General features: G+C 37.4%; 17 protein-coding genes. 14 read left to right on the top strand and 3 right to left on the bottom strand.

Going from position 1 to position 23,313, the window contains the following annotated elements:
• The first annotated feature begins 35 nt into the window (after positions 1–35).
• The 7 genes from AC27G3_RS07790 to AC27G3_RS07820 all read left to right on the top strand — a co-directional run bounded on the left by AC27G3_RS07790 (position 36) and on the right by AC27G3_RS07820 (position 11,957).
• Positions 36–4,211 carry an amino acid adenylation domain-containing protein gene (locus AC27G3_RS07790; protein ID WP_487120372.1) on the top strand — a complete coding sequence of 1,392 codons (4,176 nt, stop codon included), beginning with the start codon at positions 36–38 and terminating at the stop codon, positions 4,209–4,211.
• Complete coding sequence (locus tag AC27G3_RS07795) at positions 4,205–6,559, top strand: efflux RND transporter permease subunit (RefSeq protein WP_487120374.1); 2,355 nt, start codon at positions 4,205–4,207, stop codon at positions 6,557–6,559. Before AC27G3_RS07790 ends, AC27G3_RS07795 begins: the two co-directional genes overlap by 7 nt.
• Positions 6,560–6,620: 61 nt before the next feature.
• Complete coding sequence (locus AC27G3_RS07800; RefSeq protein WP_487120376.1) at positions 6,621–7,457, top strand: outer membrane lipoprotein-sorting protein; 837 nt, start codon at positions 6,621–6,623, stop codon at positions 7,455–7,457.
• 161 nt (positions 7,458–7,618) lie between these two features.
• Positions 7,619–8,839, top strand: coding sequence for a hypothetical protein (locus AC27G3_RS07805; protein WP_487120378.1), 1,221 nt, complete (start codon positions 7,619–7,621; stop codon positions 8,837–8,839).
• Between the two features lie 2 nt (positions 8,840–8,841).
• The gene (locus AC27G3_RS07810) at positions 8,842–9,645 is read left to right on the top strand and encodes a thioesterase II family protein (RefSeq protein ID WP_487120380.1); all 804 of its coding nucleotides are present in this window, start codon (positions 8,842–8,844) and stop codon (positions 9,643–9,645) included.
• A 147-nt stretch (positions 9,646–9,792) separates the two neighbouring features.
• Positions 9,793–10,353: a PH domain-containing protein gene (locus tag AC27G3_RS07815; protein ID WP_487120381.1), complete on the top strand. Its 561-nt coding sequence runs from the start codon at positions 9,793–9,795 to the stop codon at positions 10,351–10,353.
• Positions 10,354–10,373: 20 nt separating this feature from the next.
• On the top strand, positions 10,374–11,957 hold the full coding sequence (locus AC27G3_RS07820; RefSeq protein ID WP_487120383.1) for a PH domain-containing protein: 1,584 nt from the start codon (positions 10,374–10,376) through the stop codon (positions 11,955–11,957).
• Between the two features lie 54 nt (positions 11,958–12,011).
• On the opposite strand, the gene argR is transcribed toward AC27G3_RS07820, so the two are convergent.
• A complete protein-coding gene (argR, locus tag AC27G3_RS07825; protein ID WP_487120384.1) occupies positions 12,012–12,491 on the bottom strand; it encodes a transcriptional regulator ArgR in 480 nt (159 codons plus the stop codon).
• A 235-nt stretch (positions 12,492–12,726) separates the two neighbouring features.
• Here argR and lepB point away from each other — a divergent pair, with 235 nt between their 5' ends.
• Positions 12,727–13,377, top strand: coding sequence for a signal peptidase I (gene lepB / locus AC27G3_RS07830; protein ID WP_487120386.1), 651 nt, complete (start codon positions 12,727–12,729; stop codon positions 13,375–13,377).
• 576 nt (positions 13,378–13,953) lie between these two features.
• Here the strand turns inward: lepB and pgi are convergent.
• Together pgi and AC27G3_RS07840 are read right to left on the bottom strand one after the other, a co-directional pair.
• On the bottom strand, positions 13,954–15,594 hold the full coding sequence (gene pgi, locus AC27G3_RS07835) for a glucose-6-phosphate isomerase (protein WP_487120388.1): 1,641 nt from the start codon (positions 15,592–15,594) through the stop codon (positions 13,954–13,956).
• 62 nt (positions 15,595–15,656) lie between these two features.
• Positions 15,657–16,442, bottom strand: coding sequence for an alpha/beta hydrolase (locus tag AC27G3_RS07840; protein ID WP_487120390.1), 786 nt, complete (start codon positions 16,440–16,442; stop codon positions 15,657–15,659).
• A 239-nt stretch (positions 16,443–16,681) separates the two neighbouring features.
• Between AC27G3_RS07840 and AC27G3_RS07845 the strand changes: the two genes are divergently transcribed.
• The 6 genes from AC27G3_RS07845 to AC27G3_RS07870 all read left to right on the top strand — a co-directional run.
• Entirely contained in the window at positions 16,682–17,389 is a 708-nt protein-coding gene (locus AC27G3_RS07845; protein ID WP_487120392.1) for a transcriptional regulator NanR, read from the top strand.
• Between the two features lie 178 nt (positions 17,390–17,567).
• A complete protein-coding gene (locus AC27G3_RS07850; protein WP_487120394.1) occupies positions 17,568–20,252 on the top strand; it encodes a sodium:solute symporter family transporter in 2,685 nt (894 codons plus the stop codon).
• Between the two features lie 37 nt (positions 20,253–20,289).
• Entirely contained in the window at positions 20,290–20,991 is a 702-nt protein-coding gene (locus AC27G3_RS07855; protein WP_487120396.1) for an N-acetylmannosamine-6-phosphate 2-epimerase, read from the top strand.
• Between the two features lie 8 nt (positions 20,992–20,999).
• Complete coding sequence (locus tag AC27G3_RS07860) at positions 21,000–21,884, top strand: ROK family protein (RefSeq protein WP_487120397.1); 885 nt, start codon at positions 21,000–21,002, stop codon at positions 21,882–21,884.
• A gap of 57 nt (positions 21,885–21,941) precedes the next feature.
• Complete coding sequence (gene nagB, locus AC27G3_RS07865) at positions 21,942–22,742, top strand: glucosamine-6-phosphate deaminase (protein WP_487120399.1); 801 nt, start codon at positions 21,942–21,944, stop codon at positions 22,740–22,742.
• Positions 22,743–22,982: 240 nt separating this feature from the next.
• Positions 22,983–23,313, top strand: a 331-nt coding sequence (locus AC27G3_RS07870; RefSeq protein ID WP_487120401.1) for a putative Ig domain-containing protein, incomplete at its 3' end; no start/stop codon positions are given.

The raw sequence follows: 23,313 nt of genomic DNA on the forward strand, positions 1-23,313 counted from the left end.
ACTTAGTTGGTATTATTAATTTTATGGAATGAAATATGAACGCCACTTCAACGGTTAATGCATTAACCAAAGACGAAAAACAAGCGCTACTGAAGAAAATTCTCGAAGCGAGAATGACCAAGGAGCAGCAAACATTTCCTATGTCAAAAGGACAAGAATCACTTTGGTATGTTCATCAAACATCACCAACAACCAGTGCTTATAATATTGCCAGTACGGTGACTATTCATAGTGCGGTTAATTTAACACTGTTAGAAAAAGCCATTAATGATTGCATCGCAAGGCACTCAGCATTAAGTACAAGTTACGCGTTAGAGCACGATAAAAACATTCAACGCATTCAAGAAAATGTTGCAATAAAACTCAATATTACTCAAGTCGCGTCAATGTCAAACAATACGCTGCAGTCTCAAATTGAGCATGATTACCACCAACCTTTCGATCTCAGCCAAGCACCTATTATTCGCGCTCACGCTTATCAAAAATCAGCAACTGAAGTCATTTTTATGTTGGTTGTTCACCATATTGGTTTTGATGCATCATCGTTATGGATTTTAATGGAAGAGTTAGGTGAAGTTTACCAAGCACTGCAACACGATCGTAACCCTAAACTGCCCGAGAAAAGCGGTAGTTATCGCGATTTTACTGCTCAACAAATACAGTTATTGGCGAGTAAACAAGGTGAGAAAAATAAAGCCTATTGGTTAAACAAACTCAGTGGCGAACTTTCGCCATTAACTCTCAATATTGCAAAAGCTCGTCCTGCTGTACAAGCCTATAAAGGAAGCACAGAGTATTTCAATATTTCAAACCAATTAGGCGATGCTATCAATGCATTAGCGAAAAAAACAGGCGTAACCGCTTACACTGTTATGTTAAGTGCCTATTATCTTTTACTGCAGCGACATTCGTCACAAGATGATATATGTATATTGTCACCCACATCAGGACGTAATCAAACTCAGTTTATGCGCACAGTTGGCTATTTTGTTAATCCAATTATTATGCGCACGAATTTAGCAGGCCAACCCACTTTTACCGAACTATTAACCCGAGTCAATGAAACAGTTTTAGAAGGGCTCGAACATCAAGACTATCCTTTTTCATCACTTATTGAAGCATTAAACCCAAGACGAGATGCGAGTTACTCTCCACTTTCTCAAACCTCATTTGTTTTTCAAAAAGCAGTAGGTGGTGGTTTTAGTGACGTATGGCAGCCGGGTACTATAGGGAAAAAAGTCCCTTGGGCTGGGCTTGAAATTGCACAATACCCACTTAATCAGCAAGAAGGTCAATTTGAATTAGAGCTTGAAGTGATTGATAACAACCAAGGATTTTTTGGTATTTTTAAATACAACAACGCTTTATTCAGTGCGCAAAAAATTCAAATGTTGATCGGGCATTTCAAGACTTTACTAACAGGTATTATTGCTGATCCTACACGACCTATTAGTCAATACACTATGATTACACCTGCGGAGATTGAACAAATTGCAAAGTGGAATCAAACCAATGTTAATTACCCTGCTACGCAGAGCTTACATCAACTGATTGAGCAACAAGTTACTAAAACACCTAATAACATCGCCCTCACTTTTGAAAATAAACAACTCACTTACACACAGCTTAACCAACAAGCTAATCAGTTAGCGCATTACCTTATCGAGCAAGAGGTTACTGTGGAAAGCAAAGTCGTTGTTTGTATGAATCGCTCAGTTGAATTGGTGGTGACTTTACTTGCAATAATTAAAGCGGGTGGTGCTTATGTACCTGTTGATCCTAACTACCCAGCAACACGCGTTGCTTTTTTAATTAACGATGCTAATTCGCCACTGTTGTTAACTCAACAAAATTTAATTGAGCAGCTGCCTAAGCTAGACACACAAGTCGTTGCTGTTGATTTACTATCAACGGACAAACAAGCGAACACCAACCCAAATATTGCCATTACCCCTGAAAATTTGGCTTACATGATTTATACCTCAGGCTCGACGGGTAACCCTAAAGGCACGATGAATAGCCACGCGGGTATTTGTAACCGCCTGCAATGGATGCAACAAGCCTATAAACTTACAGCGCAGGATACAGTATTACAAAAAACACCTTTTAGTTTTGATGTCTCAGTGTGGGAGTTTTTCTGGCCATTAATGAGCGGTGCTCGTTTAGTGGTTGCGCGACCAGAGGGACATAAAAATCCTGAATATTTAATCGACTTAATAAACACTGAAAAAGTCACTACTTTGCATTTTGTGCCCTCCATGCTCAGTGTATTTTTAACTAACGAATCAGCAAATACCTGTAAAAGTTTAACCCGTGTTATTTGTAGTGGTGAAGCGTTAAACGCTGATTTACAACAGCGCTTTTTTTCATTATTTGATCTCACACAAAGCGCTAGCCAAAGCACACCTCAATTATACAATTTGTATGGCCCAACCGAAGCAGCAATCGATGTCACCCATTGGCAATGTGATCGTGAATATTCAGCCAATATTGTGCCAATAGGCAAACCTATCGCCAACATTCAAATTCATATTTTAGATGAAAACAAGCAAGCTGTGCCTGTAGGCGTAAATGGTGAACTCCATATTGGCGGTGTTGGAGTTGCACGTGGTTATCATAATCGCGACGAGTTAACCGATGAAAAATTTATTGTTGATACGATATCAGGAAAACCTAACGCTAAACTTTATAAAACGGGTGATTTAGTACGATATTTGCCTGATGGAAATATTGAATACTTACAACGCATAGATAATCAAATTAAGCTTCGAGGCTTTCGCATTGAGTTGGGTGAAGTTGAAGCCTTAATTTGTCAGTGTGCAGGTGTTAAAGCATCCGCCGTACTTAAATGTACCAGTAAAAATGGTGATGATTATTTAGTAGCTTATGTTACTGGATACGACAATACGGATAATGCAATTAGCGAAGCGGATGTGCTAAACCACGCGAAAAAAGTATTACCCGCACACTGTATTCCAAGTGCAGTAGTGGTGCTATCTGAAATGCCACTTACTCCCAACGGTAAAGCAGATTATAAACAACTACCAACACATAGTTTTGATCAACAAGACAAATACGTTACCCCTCCTAGAACGCCGTTAGAGCGTAAGCTTGTTAAGTTATGGCGCGAATTATTAGTCATAAAGAACATCTGCATCACGGACAATTTTTTCTCATTAGGCGGTCATTCATTACTTGCTGTGAAACTCATGGCATCAATAGAAGATGAGTTTAATGAGAAACTGCCATTGTCGAGTCTTATTCAAAGCCCGACCATTGAAAAACTAGCATTGCTTATCGATAAAGGCAGCCAAGACAATTGGAAATCACTCGTTGCCATTCAAGAAAAAGGTAATAAAACACCCCTCTTTTTTATTCCTGGTGGTGGCGGCAATGTGCTTTATTACTACGCGTTAGCCGAACAACTAGGTAATGAACAACCCTTTTATGCCATACAAGCACAGGGCTTAGACGGCTTAACCGCACCATTAACGTCACTGCAATCAATTGCCGCAAGTGCCATTGAAGAAATTAAAGCAGCGCAACCTACTGGCCCTTATATTATTGGCGGACATTGTGTTGGCGGTTTAATTGCTTTTGAAATTTGCCAACAATTGAAAGCTCAAGGTGATGATATTGAAAAACTGATTATTTTAGATGCCCCTGCAGCGCATTTTTTCACACCAAAGGAAGCTACTTTAAGTGATGAGCAGTGGATTAGCGTATTTTTAAGCACTATCGCACACATGCTTAATAAACCGTTGTCGATTGAATTAGCCACTTTAGAGAAAAGTGACCATCAGCAGCAATTAGTGTTATTAAAACAAAAGTTAGCGCAAGTCAGCGTAGTGCCTGAAAACACGCCAACATCACAAATAAACGGTTTACTTTCAGTATTTAAAAGCAATGCCTCGTTATTTTATCCTGAAAATTTAACTCCTCAACCGATACCGATCACTTTAGTTCGCGCTCAAGAAGTTAATTCACATTACGACTACAGCTGTTATGACGATGAAAACTGCGATTTAGCCAGCTCATCACTCGGTTGGAACGCTTATGGTGAAACTGAAACAAAACTCGTGGCAGGTGATCATATCACCATGCTCGCACCCCAAAATGCCGAACAACTGGCACTCGTTATCTCACAAACATTGTCAAAATCTACATTGTCGAAACCTACATTGTCTAACAAAGGAAATGCTTCATGTTAAAAAAGTACGCTAATTATATTACCTATCACCCAGTCAAGGTGTTGATGCTCGCATTTATTATTTTATGTGTAACAGCAGCAGGTATTAGCCAACTGTCATTTAAATCGGATTTACGTATCTATTTTGGCAAAGATAATCCTCAAATTGCCATGTTAGATCATATGGAAAAAACCTATACCAAAACCGACAGTGTATTGTTTGTACTAGCCCCTAAAAATGGCGTTTTTAATAAGAGTGTCCTTACTGTTATTGAAGAGCTCACCGAAAAAGCATGGCTTATTCCTTATTCAAGCCGCGTTGACTCTCTTACTAATTATAAATACAGCTCAGCAATTGGTGACGATATTGCTGTTGATGATTTAGTGATAAACGCCCAACAATTAACAGATAAAGGCATTAAAGAAATTCAAACGATTGCCAGTAATGAACCGTTACTTGTCAACAGTGTAATTTCGCCAAATGGCCAGGTAACTGGTGTGAATGTCACTATTAATATTCCCAAAGGCGAAGAGTTAACCAGTGTACCTAAAGTGGTTAAACACGTTAGAGCGCTAGCTGCTGAAATTCAAGAAAAGAATCCAGACATGGCAATTTACCTTACGGGTGTTGTTATGATGGATAACGCCTTTGCAGAAGCCACAGAGAAAGATTTAAAAGGCTTAGTGCCTGCCATGCTCACTATTGCTTTAGTGATAATGAGCTTAGTTATGCGATCGGCTCTGGCTGGATTTTCTGCCATGCTGTTATTAACTTTCGCCATTTTAGCAGGTATGGGAATTGCTGGCTGGACAGGTGTTTTACTTAACCCTATTAGCGTTAATGCGCCTAATATTATTTTAACGATTGCCATCTGCGACTGTGTACATTTATTAATGGCTTATATGATAGGGCTACGTAAAGGGCTCGCCAAGCAAGAGGCGATGTCAGATGCGCTTGTTAAAACCTTTAACGCCCTACTAATTACTACCGTAACGACCTGTGTTGGTTTTTTAAGCCTTAACTTTAGTGATGCGCCTCCTTTTAGAGATTTAGGTAATATCACTACTTTTGGTGTTGCCATGGCATTTATATTTACCATCACTTTCTTACCTGCTTTTATGATGCTGTTTAAAGTAAAAGTGAATACCGCACAAAGCAATAAGGAAACAAAATTAGAAAAAACCATTAACCAATTAGCTGAAAATATAATCGCAAAACCTAAACAATATTTCGCCTATTCCTTAATTGTTGTCGTCTTGGCTTGTACGGGGATTTTCAACAATGTATTAAACGATGAATTTATCAAATATTTTGATGAAAGCGTGACCTTTAGACAAGACACCGATTTCACTGCTGAAAATTTAACAGGTATATATTATATCGATTATGAAGTCGGAGGAAAAACAGAGCAAGGCATTAATAGCTCTGAATACTTACAGACTTTAGAAGAATTCACCCAATGGTTGCGCCAACAACCTGAAGCATTGCATATCAATAGTATTACCGATATTTATAAACGCTTAAATATGAATATGCATGGTGATGATCCAGCAAAATTTGTGATGCCAGATAATAATGAGTTAGCGGCTCAATACTTATTAATGTATGAAATGTCATTACCTTACGGTTTAGATTTACGTAATCGCATTAATGCCAACAAAGATGCTACCCGTGTTACCGCCACGTTAAAAAACTTATCAAGTAATGAAGTTTTAGCGCTAGAAGATCGCGTACAAGCATGGCTTGAACAACATCAAGACACACTCACTTACAGCGATGGTACGGGATTAACCATTATGTTCGCGCAAATCGGCTTACGTAACATTATTGGAATGATAAACGGCATGGCGATAGCCTTGGTAATAATTTCAATTATGCTCATTGTTATTTTCCGTTCATTTAAATACGGCTTAGTCAGCTTAATTCCTAACATATTGCCTGCTGCCATCGCATTTGGTGTTTGGGGATATTTAGTTGGGCAAGTAGGTTTAGCCTTGTCAGTTATGGCAGCAATGACTTTAGGTATTGTGGTAGATGATACAGTGCATTTTTTAAGTAAATATATTTATGCACGTCGTCAAAAATCGATGAATGCCGATGATGCCATTCGTTATTCATTTGCCAATGTCGGTTCAGCACTATTCACCACGACGCTAGCGTTAACCGCTGGCTTTGCCATTCTTGGTTTTTCAAGTTTCGAAATAAATGCAGGTATGGGTATTTTAACGGCGATGGCCATTAGTTTTGCCTTGATACTCGATATGTTTTTATTGCCCGCCTTATTGTTGTTAATTGATTCACCTCGCCGCGAAACTCAGCATGAAGACACTGCTGTTTTAGTTGAAGAACCAAGGCTTGCGACTCGCTAGTTAAATAATCGATACCAAAGAAATACCATAGAAATACCAAAGAAATACCAAAGGAATAAATATGAAATTTACACGAGCTACATCATTAATAGTCCCACTATTGGCATTAATGCCTACACTTCTACTTTGCAGCATAACGGTTACCGCCAATGCCGCTGAAAACTTTAGCTTATCAGGTTCAGATATTGAGAAAGGACACGCTATTGCTAAAGAAACAGAACGTTTAGACTCTGGTTTTAAAGATTACATTGTAGAAGCTAAAATGTATTTAAAACAGGATGATAAAGTATTAAGTGAACGAGTTTTTAATAGTAAAGTTTTAGAAATTATTGGTGATGGTGATCATTCTGTGAATGTGTTTAAAAGCCCTCGCGATGTTGCTGGCACTGCCATTTTAATTCATTCTCATGGCACCACCCCTGACGATCAATGGTTATACCTGCCTGCAGTTAAACGCGTTAAACGTATTTCTACGCGTAGTAAATCAGGCCCTTTTGTCGGCAGTGAGTTTGCTTATGAAGATATTTCAAGTTGGGTACCTGAAAAATACACTTACCGGTTTTTAGAAAACACACAATTAGACGGTAATAACTGCTTTAAAGTAGAAAATACGCCAGCTTATAGCGACTCTGGCTACAGTAAATTACACGAATGGGTTGACAGCAAAATTTTTCGCCCAAGAAAAATTGACTACTTTGATCGCAAAGGTGATTTATTAAAAACTTTACACTTTCAAGACTACCAACAATATCAAAATACCTTCTGGCGCCCATCAAAAATGGTAATGGTAAATCATCAAAATGGTCGTAGCACTGAAATAGATTGGCATAATTATCAATATGAAACAGGGTTAACTGCTTCCGATATTGCTAAAGCAAAGTTAAGAAGTATTCAGTAATTCAAAAAGCACAAGTTAGTTTTCTATCACATCAAATAAAACTAACTTGTGCGGTTAACACAGAGAAGCAAATAAACGTTCAGCACTTCCTTTCATAAAGCACTTTAATTCAGTGTTTAGAAGAAGTGCCCCAATCAATACATATTTTTAGGTCAACTATCATGAGTTCTCGGCATTCTTCAACTTTCCAGTTACCCCGTTTTAACATCGCTTGTTATTTACTCTTAACATGCACTGCCGTTAATGCCTCATCCACCAATTTTGAAGCGTCAATTTCTGCGCAATATTTTCCGCAAGATAGTGCTTTAGCAACATCTAATTATCATACGAACAGTAACCTTTTATTAGGTGTCGAACATCAAAATACCTTGTTTGACGACGCCATTATCTTAGACATTGATGGTCATGCTACCTATAGCTTAGAAGATGACAACCAAACTCTGATTGATTTTAATGACTTCTCACTGAGTTATTATGATGATTTTTATTCAGTATCCGTTGGCATTCGAACCGAATTTTGGGGAGTAACCGAGTCTTGGCACTTGGTTGATGTACTTAATCAAACCAATGTAGCTGCCAATATTGATGAAGAAAACAAACTAGGCCAACCCATGGCAAAGTTAGCAATATACCAAGAATGGGGAAACCTACAGTTTTATTGGCTGCCTATGTTTCGTGAACGAATTTATCCAAGTGAAAACGCAAGATTACGTAGCCAATTATTTATTGATGATAACTATACACAATATGAGTCGAGCGATAAAAAACATCATCAAGATTTTGCTTTTCGTTATAGTCATACCCTTGACCGAGTAGACTTTGGTATTGGTTACTTCAAAGGCACGGCTCGTACACCGTTATTACAAGCACAACCTAACGATTCTGGCGATTATATTTTAGCGCCCTATTATTGGCAAAATGAGCAAATAAGTTTAGATTTACAAATTACCTTAGAAGCTTTACTACTTAAACTAGAAGTCATTAATAGCCAAAGTAACGCACAAAACACTTACCAAGCAGTCGTTTCTGGCTTTGAATATACTCAAGTAGGTTTATTTTCTAGCGCAATGGACTTAGGTTACATTGCTGAGTACCTTTATGACGAACGCGGTGACTTGGCCACAACCCCCTTTGCAGATGATTTATTTTTAGGACTAAGGCTGGTCGCTAATAATATTTCACAATCGACCTATTTATTAGGTACTTATATTGATCGGGAAACCAAACATTCAGCGTGGCGTTTTGAAATGGAAACACGCATTAAAGATGGCCTGACCTTTACTATTGAAGGTCAGTATTTTTCCAAACAAAACACTGACGAATTACTCTATAACTTCCAAGATGATAGTTACTTAACCATCAGCCTACAGCAGTATTTCTAATCATGTATTCACTTAATAAGTTACTCACCACTGAGAAAAGTAGCACTTCATCAACCGATTTGCTTTTTACGCCACAGCCGAACCCCGATGCTTTTTTTAGGTTAATTTGTTTTTCTTATGCTGGAGGCACCAGTGATATTTACCTGCCTTGGGCTTCACAACTGTCCACTAATGTAGAGTTAGTGGTTTGCCAATTACCAGGAAGATCAAGCCGATTAATGGAAGCGCCTTATTTGTGCATTGAACCGCTCATTGCTGATTTAATCACGGCAATTAAACCTTTAGTGAATAAACCCTTGATATTTTTTGGCCACAGTATGGGCAGTAAAATTGCTTACGAATTATTACTTGCCATGCGAGAACATTATCTGCCTACCCCGTTACATTTTATTGTGTCAGCGTGTGGTGCACCTCAACTTCCAAGGCGTCGACCTGCGATAAATAAACTGCCTGATGCATTATTTATTATTGCATTATCGCGGCTTAATGGCACACCAATTTCTATATTAAAAAATGCAGAAGTTATGCAATTAGTGTTACCCGCACTTAGGGCTGATTTTTCATTAATTGAAAATTACTCGCACCTCAATAAAAAGCCAATCGATACCTCATTAACCTTATTAGGCGGCACAGAAGATACCGTTATCGACCAAGAAGATTTACTTGCTTGGCAAGATTTAATGATTAACACATCGGTAAACACAACAACTATCGAATGGATAGCAGGTGATCACTTCTTTATTAAAAGTAACCCTAAAGCCGTGGTTCATTGCATAAATCAATTATTATTAAACCAACGGAATTAACTTTAAGTTACACCAATGTAAGTTACACAAAAAACCTAGTAATAATTAACCTTGATAAGGATTAACTTTCGTTAAAAGTAGTTATGAGTCTATAGCGTCATTCTGTTAAACTAGCATTGATATTTATAACAATAATAAAGGGATAGCATGAACTCTCAAGGAAGCGCTTCACAAGGTAATACGGTATTTTCTAATCATACGTTTGCTGAAGAGCAACTACCTTCGCTGACACAATTGACTTTCAAACCATTAGCACCTGTTTATCTTAAAATACGTCGATTAATCAGTTTGTTTTCAACAGCCATCGTTTTGATAATTACATTTATTTGTCAAAATCAATCGCTGTTTCCTTTCTTTGAAAGTTCTACGAATTTAATTAATAACATAACACTAGCTTTTGGCTTTCTCGGCTTACTTCATTACAGCTATGTAGTAATGGCTGATAAGAAAAAGCACTATGCGCTTCGTGAGCAAGATATTACTTATCGCTCAGGGCTTATTTTTCAAAAAACGGTTATCCAACCTATTTTACGCATACAACATGTAGAGCTAAAAAGAGGCCCAATAGAGCGAAAAGTAGGTTTGGCATGCTTACAGGTTTTTAGTGCTGGTGGAGCTGCTTATACTTTTGAAATTTCAGGGTTATTGCTAGAAAATGCAGAATCTATGCAAGCATTCATTCTTGATCATAAAGCCATAAATAATTAGCTAAAAGGTAACTTACGCCCATGTTTACGGATAAAAAAGAGCAAGCGCTTTTACCTGATGACGAGAATATCGCTGTAACCGACAACAGCACTTTACAAAATTGGCAACGACTGTCGCCTATTGCACTTCTTTATTTTATTGTGAGTTTTATCAAAGGTTTGTTAAGCAATATTATCGTACTTTTACCGGCAATTTATTTCAGCTCAGATTCTATTATGGCAAACCCCAGCTTGTGGTTGCCTGTGCTAATCGCTTTATTAGGTTTATTGTTGCTTGGTACATTTTTAAGTTTTTATTTTTTTCAGTACCGATTAAATAACGATACTATTGAAATTCGCTCAGGTGTTATTTCCAAGAAACATTTGAATTTGCCTTTTACTCGCATACAAAACGTAAAACTTGAGCAACCGCTTTATTATCGATGGTTTAACTATACCTGTTTAGAATTAGACACCGCAGGCTCTGCTAAACAAGAAGCAAAAGTAGTGGCGTTAAAAACAGATTTTGCTGAGCAGTTAAAAGCTAAAATTTTAGCAACACACCACCAATCCCCCGAAACAAATTTAGAAGATTTATCTGCCAATAACTCACCTTTAACCACAGAAAAAATCTTAAACACTCGATCGATTACCGACCTTGTTATTCATGGTTTGACCAATAATCGTATTTGGATTTTCCTTGGCGGTTTAGCGCCATTTCTTGATGATTTTGGTAAATACATCGTAACCTTATTTCAAGATTTCGGGATTGATATTCAACAACTGTTAACCATAGCAGACAAACCACTTTGGCAAATCACCCTTTACGCTTTAACCCTTACCTTTATTGTTATTTCGGTTATCTCACTATTCTCCGTTGCCGGATCTATTATTACTTTTTATCAATATACTTTAAGTAAAATTGACGATAAATATATTCGCCGCAGCGGCCTTTTTACCAAACATGAAGTCACCATGCGCTTATCCCGCCTGCAAATGGTGGTTCAACAACAAGACTGGTTAGATGTACTGCTTAAACGGATTAATTTGAAATTTGAGCAAATAAACGCTTTTCTTGGCCATAACCAAATGGATGCTCAAAGTAACCGAATTATTGTACCATCGATTAAACCTGATGAATGCGCCAGTTTAATCAAGGACGTTTACCCAGAAAATCAAATGGATACAGTAAATTATCAACAGATCAGTAAACGCTTTTTATTAAAAAATTTAGGCTTTAAATTAACGCCATTATTTTTTATGGTCGTGTGTTTCTTTTTACTCGTTGAAAATATCACACCATTAGCTGGCATCATTCCCTTGTATGTTGTTTCAGCAGGACTAATTTTTATGCGTTGGTATCGTTGGGGATACGCGAGTGACGATAATTTCACCTATATCCGTAAAGGCTTATTAGGCGTTGATTATTATTGTTTTCCCACTTATAAAACACAGCAAGTACAATTTAAACAAAGTTGGTTTTTAAAACGCCACCAACTTTGTTCCGTTAATTTTTTACTTGCAGCAGGAATGCAGTCAATCCCTTATATAAAAGCAAAAGATGGGGTGATGTTAGCAAATGCTGCGCTCTTTCAAGTAGAAAGTACTAAGAAATCTTGGATGTAGTTCAGATTTACTACATGAAAGGTAAATACCTCTAGTTAGAGGTATTTCGTTAAATCAGTCTTTTTTAATCCCGAGTAAATCTCGAATTGATTGAGTAATTTCTTCAATACGCTCAACATCGGTAGGGGCAATAAAAATCGTGTCATCGCCAGCAAGAGTACCTAGAATGCCAACAGGCTCTCCTAAACTATCAAGCATACGAGAAATTAATGGCGCGCCGCCAATACCTGTTTTAAGGATAATTTGCATACCATTATGCTTTACCCCTAAAACGACTGACTCTATAGCTTGCTTTGATTTAGGAATAGCGAGTTCGTCAGGTAAAATATAAACAATTTGGCTATTGGTGTTTCGAGTTTTTACCGCACCTAGTTTAGACAATAATCGAGATATTTTCGCTTGAGACATATTTTCAAAGCCATGCTCAGCAAGCGCCGCAGCTAACTCACCTTGTGAACCATAACATTGCTCTTTTAATAATTTTTTAAAAGCTTGAATCAAGTTAGATTCTTGTTGTTTTTTACCTGTCGTCATATTTTACTCAAAGGGGATTTACATTAATAATAAGCGCTTAAATCGAGCTATAGTTTAATCTAAAGCTACATCAACTTCCATTTTTACCACATCGATTTATCATTGACATAAGTTGATACATCTAAAAATGAACAAATTTAATTTTTTAATATCAAACTGACAACTTAACATTACTTCTAATAATATAAAGTAGTGTTTATTCCGTTAAATATATGGTCGAGTTAAAGGATTACCCATGAATAAAAAATTAAAATCATTTTGGAAAAACAATAAATCATTCTTTTTGTTTATCAGCTTAATGTTAGTATTTCGCAGTGCTGTCGCCGACTGGAATGAAGTTCCCACAGGCTCAATGAAACCAACTATTGTCGAAGGCGATAGGATTTTTGTTAACAAAATGGCCTACGATTTACGCGTCCCCTTTACTCATATTTCATTAATGAAAATAGCCGACCCTCAACGCAGTGATATTATTATTTTTGACTCTGTCGCCGCTGATAAAAAGTTAGTGAAACGCGTTATAGGTATTCCGGGCGATGTAATTTCCATGAAAGATAATGTGCTATCTATTAATGGTGAAAAACTTTCTTATCTGCCATTATCATCTTCAAACACTATAACCTCGCACACAGAAAACTTACTCGGTAACAAGCATCGTATTAATACAAAAAGGTTGGGCTCCAAGTTAGCTAATTTTTCCGCAGTAAAAGTGCCCAACGATAAATATTTAGTGCTTGGCGATAACCGAGACAACAGTGCAGATTCAAGAGTGATAGGTTTTGTGCCAAGAACTGAAATTGTCGGCAAGGCAAAAAATGTTATCGTGTCATTGAATTACGATAACTATTATTTACCCAGAAATGAGCGATTTTTACAGGAGTTATAAAACTCACGGTTCAAAACGGCGCTATTTAGCCAAGCTATTAAGTCAAACTGTGGCTAATAATCTAATTTATTAGCCTTTTTTATTTTAGAAACCGTATAAACAAAAGAATACAAAGCTTCATTAAAACTTGAATTCGTACGGTGAGTGCCTATAAAACAATTATTTAACTTCCTTTTATAACAATTTTAATCATAATATTCGATAGTGAGGTATAGATGAATAATGAACGTATCGACTTTCGCAACACTGGAACTACCGACTTAACCTCAGACTTAACCTCATAAGATATCAGCAGTTAGCCAAAAGCGGAAGTTAGCTTTTGAGTTAAAAACGGCAGTTCAGGGATCCTAAAGTTGTAGTTTTTATATAAAAACTCACATTCATTCACAATTAAGATTGTGCCGAAAATTGTTGCACGAAATTAGAACTCAATCTCAAGAGCGGACATTGAATCATGTAAGTTTCAAATAAACATAGGGCATTAACTCTAACTCGCTAACGCCCCCAAAGCGAGATAAACACTAAAGCTAAAATAGCAGAGGAATATGACTTAATATCAATACCTCCTTCCGATGCTTAAATTTCACTCATGTAGAATTCAATTAACCCCTGAGTTGAACTGTCATGTTCGGTATTGATGTTTTGTGTTATTAGCTCTTGTTGAATTTTGTTCGCTAAACCTTTGCCTAGTTCAACCCCCCATTGATCAAAAGAGCATATTTGTAGGATGATGCCTTGAACAAAAATTTTATGTTCATATAAGGCAATTAAACTGCCTATGGTTTTTGGAGAAATTTGTTTCATTAAAATGGTATTTGTTGGCCTATTACCTTTATGCACTTTATGTGGTGCAACCTTCTCAATATACTCAGGTGTTCGTCCCTTAGCTTTTAAGTCAGCTCTAACTTGCTCTTCATTAACCCCTTGCATTAAGGCTTGTGTTTGTGCAAAAAAGTTAGCCATTAAGGTTTCATGATGTCCTTTTACAGGTGTTACACTTTTAATTGAACCGATAAAATCAGCTGGCACAATATTATTACTTTGATGTAGGTACTGATAGAATGCATGTTGACCATTAATACCTAACTCTCCCCAAATAGAGGGAACCGTCGCATACGAAATTTCTTCACCATTCCAACTAACTGACTTACCGTTACTTTCCATTTCGGCTTGTTGCAAATAAGCTGATAGCATATGAAGAGATTGATCATAAGGCAATATTGCTTGAGATTGAGCACCTAAAAAGGTGCAATTCCACACACTGAGCAACGCTAAAATAACGGGTGCATTTTTTTCGAGAGGGGTCTGTTTAAAGTGACAATCTATTTCAAAAGCGCCATCGAGTAAGTCAATGAATTTATCAAAACCTAAGTCTAGTGCAATAGGTAAACCAATGGCTGACCACAATGAAAATCGTCCGCCAACCCAATCCCACATATCAAAGATATTTTCATTTGCTATGCCAAACTCAATGGCATTTTTTTTATTAGAAGACACCGCAACAAAGTGTTTGCTAATGGCTGCCTCATTAAACGAAGAAGAAACCAACCATTTCATTGCAGTATGGGCATTAGTCATAGTTTCCGTGGTGGTGAATGTTTTACTCGAAATAATAAATAAGACACTTTCAGGATTTAATGGTCTTAATACATCAGCAATCTGAGTACCATCAACATTAGACACATAGTGTACAGTGACACTATTATCACTGTATTGCTTTAAAGCTTCAGTCACCATTTGAGGGCCTAGGTTTGAACCACCAACACCAATATTAACAATATCGGTAATGCGTTTACCGCTATAACCTAGCCATTTACCCTGTCTAACTTTATCGGTAAATATTTGCATTTGCTTTAGTGCGCCTTGCACACCCTCTTTTATATTTTTTTCCGCGACGACAAAAGGCGTTTTACTTCGATCTCTAAGCAGAGTATGTAAGACAGCTCTATCTTCGGTTTTATTGATGCTGTTGCCGGCAAACATCTTGTCGCGCCACGATTCAACCTGACATTCATTAGCTAACTTAAATAATAACGACAGCGTTTGTTCTGTAACTAAGTTCTTAGAATAATCGAGCAACAAACTAGGTAATCGAATTGAAAAATCATTAAAACGTTGAGCATTTTCTTCAAATAAGTCATTCATGTGCATATTTTTAATTAATTGACTATGTTTAATCAATTGCTGCCAACTTGGTAGCGTTTCTCTAGAAGTCACGGTTATCCCTTAAAGTACGTTATATATATTGGGTTAATTTCAGTATTGCTAATTTTCTATAGCTATATCAGGTCATTAATTTCTGATGCTATTAATAACTTTATTTGCTTCCATTGCGAATCGTACCAAATACCGTCATGAGGCAGCATGGAAAAATGATCGGCTTCAGGCATAATAATCTCTCTCACTTTAGCTTTTGCATTGCGACAAAAATCCTTCGCCTGGGAAACTTTAACGCAAGTATCTTTCTCTCCATGAACAACCGTTAAATGAATATCAGGGCTATTTAAAGAACTCGGGTTACACGCCTCATATCGTGCGAAGTGTATTTTAGGTGTCCCTCCTATTAATCGGACAACTTGTTCAGGTTGATCAACATCTTCATCAGCTAAAAGATTTAAAATTCCTGCAATAGAGATGACACTTTTTATAGGTAATGGATGTTGAATGTGTAGCTCGCTATTGAGAGGAATATAACTTCTTGATGCAACCCAAGTAGCTAAATGCCCACCAGCTGAGTGACCTATGATTAAAATACGATTAAGGTCTAAGCCTTCTTTATCTTGAATGATTTGTAGATGATCTATCCCCTTTGAGACATCTTTGAAAATTGCAGGCCAAGGTGCTTTATTATTCTCACCTTCAGTATTCATTCGCCTATATTCCAAATTCCAAATAGCGATATTAAATGATTGTAGATAATCCACAATAGCAGAGGTCGCATAGGTATCTAAGCTATGGTTATCTTTCCAGTAACCGCCGTGGATAACTACAACAACTGGAAGTTTATTTTGAGAATTTCCCAGTTGTTCTGACTTATAAAGATGAGCAAACTGCTGATCGTGCACTCCGTAATAAACAATTTTTCGAACATGATCCTTCATAGATTACTCACTAGTAAATAATAACCACTGAATTAATGGTATAACAGGTACACCACACATTCAATGATTATTATTTACTTAGAGATCATAAGTTCATGGCTGATTTTCAAACAACTGAATAATTTCGTATACATTTTCAACTTTATTGGTATAATAGCAAGATAGGTTGATATATCATTAACTACCGTCTTAGGGAGCTACACATGCCAATTACCATTAAACGTCCTGTTGAACGAAAGAAACTATCTGAAACTGTAGAAGAAGAGTTGGAACTAATGATACGCCAAGGCGAAATTGCTGAAGGTGACACCCTTCCCTCAGAACGGGAGTTAATGACTGCGTTCGGTGTTGGTAGACCTTCTATCCGTGATGCTTTATCTGCACTTGCTCGTAAAGGCTTAGTAAAGATAAGTAGTGGTGAAAGAACACGAGTTGCTAGACCTTCTCCTGATACTATTATTTCTGAACTTTCAGGCATGTCTAAAGATTTTTTATCACAACCTAATGGTTTACAGTATTTTGATCAACTTAGAAACTTCTTTGAATCTAGTTTAGTACGTCATGCGGCTGAGTTTGCCACTGAAGAACAAATAGGTGAATTAGAAAAAGCGCTTGAGTTAAATGGCAAAGCTATTAATAGTGATAGCCAGTTTAAAAAGACCGATATCTACTTCCATCGTGTTATTGCTTCGATTCCTGGTAACCCTATATTTTTAGCGATTCATCAAGCACTTGTTGATTGGGTTATAGATGCAAGACCAGCAAAAGTTAATGTTAAAGAGCTTAATACCAAAAGCCATCAAGGCCATGTAGAGATTTTAGAATGCATTAAAAATCGCGACGTAGAAGGTGCTGATAAGAAACTGACTCAACATATAGAGTATGTATTCGACAACTATTACGCTGAATAATCTTTATTTAGTTTTCAGGCTTATTAAAGCTACCATTAGGCGGCTTTTTTTCTGCTTATAATCACGCTCCTGCCATTATATTTAGAAACCTTCGAGTGAAGAGGATATTTTTATAGCATTACCTTAGCACTAATGGTATAACAGGTATACAGCACAAAACAATACCACTTGAGTCCTTATGTTTACCAATATGTTAAAATCTGCAATTGCTTCATTACTTCTGGTGCCCTTAATTGCCAACAGCAATGCGTTGATAAAATGGCAGGAATTAAAGTATTTCTCCTCCGAACCACTAGATATTGGTCACGGAGCTTTTATTGGTAAGCAAAATGAAAATGTAATCATTTCATCGGGAATTATTAGTGAAGATATTATAATAAAACCTCCTTTTATTGCCGAAAAATTGGCGCCTTATAACCAATCAAATGACGTAATAATAACAAATGGTGATAGTGTATATTCCACTCATTTATCAGCTGAACTAGGTAACCGAGCTTATGCAGCTTCTGCTAGCTTTAAAGAGGCAACAATTGTTATTGGTGGTATTGCTAATACTCAAGGGTCAAACTTAGTAAACCTTATAAGTTGGCAAACTTCATCAAAAGAATTGCACAGTTACCCATTACCAAACTTGCCTAAAGCGGCTAAATCACCTTCAGCTGTAATTATTGACAATACCCTTTATGTTTTAACGGGATCAGATGCGGATAATCATTTCTATTCGATCGACTTAACGACTTTGGTTAATTCAAAAGAAAACTTAGCTTTTAATAAAAGTGATACCGCTTACTTTACGGCTAATAACATCTGGAAGACTCTTCCCGCTTTGCCTTTGGCTAGTAGTAATAAACCTTATCAAAATGCAATACAGTTAGCGGTACAAAATGATGGTAATGGTAAGAAGATTTTTGCTCTGGGGGGATATCAACTTTCTCAATATGATATGGCAACTCAAGGTGAAGCATCTGCTCTCAAAGGTCATTGGAAATTTGATCCATCAGCGGATAGCTCTAAAAAAGATTGGCAATATTTGGGCGATATATCTATTGAGAATAAAACACTTAACGCAAAAATAAACGCATTAAGTTCATTAGGGCAATCCCATATATTAGCATTTTCCGATCAAGGTGAAACCTTATCATTTAACGCCATTACCAATAGTTGGACAAAATATTCAACTATTGGTAATTCACTTAATAGTAAGAGTACTGAAAGTTCCCCTATAAACTCAGAACCATTTATTAGTGAAAGTGTTACCACTACTAGCAGTGAAATATTTTCATTAAATCGTATTAGTGATAATCAAGATACACTCAAAATTTGGCAGTTATCACTTAAACAACCTACAAAAGACTTTGGTTGGGTGAATATGACTGTTCTTGTGGTCTATTTATTGGGTGTGGTACTGGTTGGTCTGTTCTTTATGTTTAAAAATAAAAATACCGATGACTATTTTCGTGGTGGCCAATCAATTCCTTGGTGGGCTGCGGCCTGCTCTATTTATGCGACCATGTTAAGTTCATTAACTTATGTCGCATTACCTGCCATTGTCTATCAAACAAACTGGGTTTACTTAATCGGTATATGGATGATAGTTGCTATTGCACCAATCGCAGTATACGTGGCTATGCCATTCTTTAGACAAATCAATGCAACAAGCGCTTATGAGTATCTATCAAAGCGATTTAATATGGCCGTGAGGTTATTTGCTAGTGGTTTATTTACATTATTTCATATAGGTCGTATGGGAATTGTTATGGCATTAACTGCCCTTGCTTTATCTGCGGTCACGCCATTATCAGCCAGTGAATGTGTACTGATTATGGGTGTATTATGTTTGATTTATTGTACCATGGGTGGCATTGAAGCCGTTATTTGGACGGATACTCTGCAAACGATTGTATTGCTGATTGGCGCGGTTGTTTGTTTTGTTACTATAATTGCCGGCTTAGAAGGGGGATTAACCGATTTTATTAGTATCGGTTTGCTCGATGATAAATTCACTATGGTTAATGCAGACTTTAGTTTAAACAGCATTACGACTTTAACTATTTGGGTTATTATTATCGGTGGTCTAGGGCAAAACCTATCTAGTTATACTGCCGATCAAGCTGTTGTACAACGCTATATGGTCACTAAAGATCCTAAAGCTGCTGCTAAATCCATTTGGGCCACATCCCTTTTGGCTGCCCCTGCCGCCTTACTGTTTTTTTGTATTGGCACCGGGCTTTATGTTTTTTATCAATTACACCCAGAAAAATTAGATCCGACCATTCAAATAGATCAAATATTCCCTACCTTTATTGCTACTGAATTACCCGTAGGTCTTGCTGGTCTTATCGTTGCGGGTATTTTTGCCGCCGCTCAATCTACAGTATCAACCAGTATGAATTCAAGTGCCACGACCTTAGTAACAGACTTCATCAAACCATTTGACCTAGTTAAAACAGAAAAAGGTTATATGAATTCAGCACGATGGCTAACTTTTATCATGGGCGTGCTAGGTACTTTAGCGGGTTTGATATTTATCGACCCTGAAATACGCTCATTAATGAATGCTTATTTTAAAGTGATAGGTATGTTCATGGGCGCACTTGGTGGCTTGTTTGTACTTGGTGCGCTAACTAAGAAAGGTAATTCTACCGGCGCTATGATTGGTATTCTTAGTGGTGTAGCCACTATGATCTCTGCATGGCAATTGGGTTGGGCGAACGGTTATTTATACGCCACTATAGGTATAGTTTCTTGCTTAGTAGTTGGCTATATTGCCAGTTTATTAACCCAGACAACTAAAACAACTGAAAAAGATTTAACCGGGTTAACGTTATATACCATGAACGCTAACACAACAAAAGCATCATAAATTAACGTCTTTAGTATTTACCTTTTAGGAAACTTGTATGTCTGTCGTAAATAAAGCATTAGAAACACAGTTGTTATCATCACTTAGGCAATCACTTATTGCCTCTTGCCAACCTGTGGATAAAGGTCCAATGGACAAAATTGAACATGTGGTTGCTATAGCATTAGCCGCTGTTAATGGCGGCGCAAAAGGCCTAAGAATAGAAGGTGTTGCCAATGTTGCAGCTGTATCACATGCAACCTCGACCCCCATAATCGCTATTGTTAAGAGAGACCTTGATGATAGCCCTATACGAATCACTCCCTTTATCGATGATGTGAATGCCCTTGCTCAAGCAGGTGCTAGCATTATTGCCTTTGATGGCACCGACCGAAAACGTCCTACTGCCATGTTAGATTTACTAACAGCAATACACACCGCAGGTTGTGTCGCCATGGCAGATTGTGCTGATTATGAAACAGGCTTAATGTTAGCTAATAATGGTTGCACCTTTATCGGTAGTACGATGTCTGGTTATACCGATTTAAATAATATCCCCAATGAACCAGACTATCAGCTTGTTAGCCGCTGGGTCGCACAAGGCTTAAATGTTATTGCTGAAGGTCGATACAACTCCCCTGAACGTGCTGCTAAGGCTATTGAACTCGGCGCTTTTTCAGTAACTGTTGGCTCAGCCATTACCCGTGTTGAGCATATCACTCAGTGGTTTGTTGGTAGTATCGATAACGCTAAAAGGTAAGTACTTAAATGATTATTGCAATTGATGTTGGCGGCACTAAAATCTCTGCCGCGCTAATAAGCCATGGTGAGATAATAGCACAAAAAAAAATTGCCTCTGTGATTCACACTGATTTAAGCATTTTAAGCCAAACCTTGGTTACCTTATGTCAAGGTTGGACTGAGCAAGCGACAAAAATTGCTATTGCTTGCACAGGTCAAATTGGTGGCGAATACATTAACTTTCTTTCGGCTAAACAAAAGCTACCACTTAAAGCACAGCTTGAAACTGCGCTGAACTTACCCGTTATCATTATCAATGATGCAGCCGCCGCCGCATGGGCAGAGTTTAACTATGAAAAATCAACGGCAATGGAAAGCAACCTTACCCATAAAGATCAAACTTTAGTATACATTACTGTGTCAACAGGTATTGGCGGCGGCATAATTCAAAATGGTCAATTAGTCACATCTACCGACGGTTTTTGTGCTCATTTAGGTCATGTTTCAGTACAACACGCCAGTAATAAAATCATTAAATGTCATTGCGGCCGTATTAACTGCGCTGAAGCAATAGCTTCTGGTACTGCTATTGCTCAGCAAGCATCAATTGTTTTAAATAAAGAAGTTAGTGCTAAAGAAGTCTTTGAAGAACACTTAAGGGTACCTGAAATAGCACAGCTTGTTGAAGATGCGAGTAGTGCTATTTGTAACTTAATCGCCTCGATAAAAGCAGTCACAGGCAGTCAAACTATCGTTTTAGGCGGCAGTGTCGGCTCAGCAGCGATCTTTCATCAACAAGTTATAGCCAAAGTAGAAAACTTACCCGCTATTTATCAAGTAAATATTAAACGTCCGCAAATGGGGGCCAACGCCGATTTAATTGGCGCTATGTTATATGCAAACATAAATTAATCTTATCATTTCTCATATAAAATAAGCTGCAACTGTGGCTTTAAAACAAGGTCATTCATGCAAGTTATCATCTTAGAAAATCCAGAAGAAGTCGCTCAACACACCAGTCAGTGGGTAATTGAACTTATTTCCAAAAAGGTTAAACCAGTATTAGGTCTAGCCACAGGCAGCACCCCTATTAATCTTTACCAGAAGCTAGTCAAAAGTCATCAAGAAGAACAAGTTGATTTTAGTCATGTAACAAGTTTTAACCTTGATGAGTATCATAATATTGATACAGATAATGAACAAAGTTATCGTCGATTTATGAAAGAAAACCTTTTCGACAAAATAAATATTGATCAAAAAAACACGCATCTCCCCACTTGTAATCAAAATGAAAATCCACGATTACAAGGTCTTGCCTACGAAGAAAAAATTAAGCAATCGGGCGGTATTGATCTACAAATACTTGGGATCGGCGCTAACGGACATATTGGATTTAATGAACCTGCTTCAAGCTTGTCTTCTCGAACAAGGCTAAAAACCTTAACCAAGCAAACATTGCATGATAACAGCAGATTATTTAAAGCAGGTGAATACCAACCAACAATGGCAATGACCATGGGAATATCAACAATATTAGATGCGCAATATGTTTTACTCATGGCAACAGGCAAGAGTAAAGCTAAAGCGGTTAACGAAATGATAACGGGTTCAGTATCAGCTCAATGCCCTGCGTCTGCGCTACAACTACATGAGCATGCCATCGTTGTGTTAGATAAAGCGGCAGCAAGTGAACTTTCTAACCAAGAATATTTCACCTGGGCAAATGAAGAGCACCAAAAGATAAACAAAGCTTACGGCTTTTTTATGTAGGACATTATTTAAAGTCCAAGATGCATTTAACGTTTACCCCTATCACTCATTGTACTAATAAGCCTTAGTATAAATAGTGACCGATAATTAAAATATAAGGAGCTGTAACACTTTGTTTATACAATAATCACTCGTACTAACGACTGAAATATTCAGCATTTAATCTTTTAGCCTGCTTAGTGATCCGACCAACTGTATTGTCCTCACTTTGCTAAAAATCAAGCAATTAAGAACAACCATATGAAATCATTTATGTTTAACTCGTTAAAAAACTACCTTTGGGTATTTACTTTCCTTAGTATCACAAGCTGTGGTGGTGCGAACGAAGAAGAACAGAATAAAGCGCCTGCATTTTCTTTGAATAACGCACCTGTTATTTCAGGTACTCCACCACAAGCAACAGTTAATTCCACCTTTAACTTTATACCAAGCTTAACCGATAGAGATGGTGATGAAATAACCTTAAGTGCAAATAATTTACCTACATGGCTAACACTAACGTCGACCAGTATTAGTGGTACTCCTGCTACTACAGATGTCGGTGAGCATATAATTACCTTACTCGCTTCAG

This window comes from Colwellia sp. SU-HH01217 (genome assembly GCF_057543495.1).

What these genes read in the sequence shown, in the direction of transcription:
- AC27G3_RS07795 (WP_487120374.1), top strand. Translation starts at nt 4,205, where the DNA reads ATGTTAAAAAAGTACGCTAATTATATTACCTATCACCCAGTCAAGGTG.
- AC27G3_RS07810 (WP_487120380.1), top strand. Translation starts at nt 8,842, where the DNA reads ATGTATTCACTTAATAAGTTACTCACCACTGAGAAAAGTAGCACTTCA.
- lepB (WP_487120386.1), top strand. Translation starts at nt 12,727, where the DNA reads ATGAATAAAAAATTAAAATCATTTTGGAAAAACAATAAATCATTCTTT.
- AC27G3_RS07800 (WP_487120376.1), top strand. Translation starts at nt 6,621, where the DNA reads ATGAAATTTACACGAGCTACATCATTAATAGTCCCACTATTGGCATTA.
- AC27G3_RS07820 (WP_487120383.1), top strand. Translation starts at nt 10,374, where the DNA reads ATGTTTACGGATAAAAAAGAGCAAGCGCTTTTACCTGATGACGAGAAT.
- AC27G3_RS07860 (WP_487120397.1), top strand. Translation starts at nt 21,000, where the DNA reads ATGATTATTGCAATTGATGTTGGCGGCACTAAAATCTCTGCCGCGCTA.
- argR (WP_487120384.1), bottom strand. Translation starts at nt 12,491, where the DNA reads ATGACGACAGGTAAAAAACAACAAGAATCTAACTTGATTCAAGCTTTT.
- AC27G3_RS07845 (WP_487120392.1), top strand. Translation starts at nt 16,682, where the DNA reads ATGCCAATTACCATTAAACGTCCTGTTGAACGAAAGAAACTATCTGAA.
- AC27G3_RS07805 (WP_487120378.1), top strand. Translation starts at nt 7,619, where the DNA reads ATGAGTTCTCGGCATTCTTCAACTTTCCAGTTACCCCGTTTTAACATC.
- AC27G3_RS07790 (WP_487120372.1), top strand. Translation starts at nt 36, where the DNA reads ATGAACGCCACTTCAACGGTTAATGCATTAACCAAAGACGAAAAACAA.
- AC27G3_RS07815 (WP_487120381.1), top strand. Translation starts at nt 9,793, where the DNA reads ATGAACTCTCAAGGAAGCGCTTCACAAGGTAATACGGTATTTTCTAAT.
- AC27G3_RS07850 (WP_487120394.1), top strand. Translation starts at nt 17,568, where the DNA reads ATGTTTACCAATATGTTAAAATCTGCAATTGCTTCATTACTTCTGGTG.
- AC27G3_RS07855 (WP_487120396.1), top strand. Translation starts at nt 20,290, where the DNA reads ATGTCTGTCGTAAATAAAGCATTAGAAACACAGTTGTTATCATCACTT.
- nagB (WP_487120399.1), top strand. Translation starts at nt 21,942, where the DNA reads ATGCAAGTTATCATCTTAGAAAATCCAGAAGAAGTCGCTCAACACACC.